Origin of the sequence: Vibrio sp. 10N.286.52.F8, assembly GCF_041468745.1 — a bacterium.
In the GTDB taxonomy this organism is placed as follows: domain Bacteria; phylum Pseudomonadota; class Gammaproteobacteria; order Enterobacterales; family Vibrionaceae; genus Vibrio; species Vibrio crassostreae_C.
In genome coordinates this window covers 1-1,333 of the sequence record NZ_JBFRJF010000072.1, presented here as the reverse complement: position 1 = coordinate 1,333, position 1,333 = coordinate 1, and the positions used below count along the sequence as shown (strand labels likewise).

At 42.9% G+C, this 1,333-nt stretch carries 1 protein-coding gene; it reads right to left on the bottom strand.

The annotated features are described in order from the left end of the window. Nucleotides 1-231 precede the first annotated feature (231 nt). On the bottom strand, nucleotides 232-1,257 hold the full coding sequence (locus AB4133_RS21935) for an IS110 family transposase (protein WP_372225752.1): 1,026 nt from the start codon (nucleotides 1,255-1,257) through the stop codon (nucleotides 232-234). Nucleotides 1,258-1,333 lie beyond the last annotated feature (76 nt).

Genomic DNA, 1,333 nt, shown 5'->3' with positions numbered 1-1,333 from the left:
TATATGGAATCCACGTATTTACAAAGTGATTTTGGCAATAAAAGTTAAGATGCGGTCGTATATTCGGCTTCTTATTGAAGGAGCTACCCTCTAGCCTTTGATGTTTTGCGCACCTACTGTCCTTATCGCGCTAGCAGCTTTTTACAGCATGACAGAATGGCCAGGTTCTCAGTAGGTTGGTCTTACCTTTTATGCATCATCATTTTGTAAAATTTAAAAATTTGGTAGTGATTAATGAGTGAGTAATACTGGTTTATATTCAGTCTCATACCGAAGCATTGCCCACGCAGTACGTACCACTTTGTTAGCCAGTGCAATGCAGGCCTTCTTGAAGCCGATACGATCTATGATGCTCCTCAACCAAGCGTCCTTCTGAGTCTTCGGTTTTTCGGGTAGTCGCCCAACGTATGACATTGCGCCAAGATAAAGAAGCGAGCGTAGCTCCTTCACACCACCGCATTTATCGATCCCAATCATAAAAACTTTGCCTCCTGAACTGTGCTGTTTAGGTGTAAGACCAACAAATGCTGAAGCTTGTCTTCCATTCTTGAACTGCTTTCCATCACCAAGAGTTGTATAGAGCATCGCAGCAGTTGTTTCACCAACCCCTTCAATGCCCATTAATCGTTGGCACGGCTCTATCTGACGGGTTAAAGCATTTTTCTCTTTTTCGAATGCGATGAGTTTTGCTTTAAGTTCTTTATATTGCTCCCAAAGCATCGACAGAACGGATACGACATTGGAGGGTATTGGTGTATCGCCATCAAGCACGGTTTGAACCGACGCTTTTAAGCCTTTTTCACCTCTAGGGTTTGCTATCCCGTAGCCCAAAATTGTCCCTCTAATGTGAAGAGCTAGGGAAACAACACTACGAGATAAGAATCTACGGCTAGTTTCTAAAGAATGCATAGCTTGTTGTTCCAATGACTTTGGACGACTGTACTTGATACCAATTTGTATAGCGGCGTTAGCGATGGCATCATTATGATCCGTTTTATGACCTTCTAGGTATCCTTTCACCTTCTTAGGGTTAATGATTCGGACTTCATGCCCAAGTTTTTCTGCTAATTGCCCCCAGTAATGGCAACCGCAACAACCTTCCATGGCGACAATCGAAGGCTTAGCCTTTGCCAAGAACTCTTTCATCTTCTGGCGACTCAGAGGTTTATTGGACATTAGCTCACCATGAATGCTGATATGGCAGGCTTGAAGAACATTTTTTGCTAAGTCGATAGCGATAACATTTTTAGTCAACATATTGGAACCCTCGGTTTTTTCTCACACTCCTAAGTCTAGATTGCTAAGGAGGGAGTGGATTCCATACATCACGTTA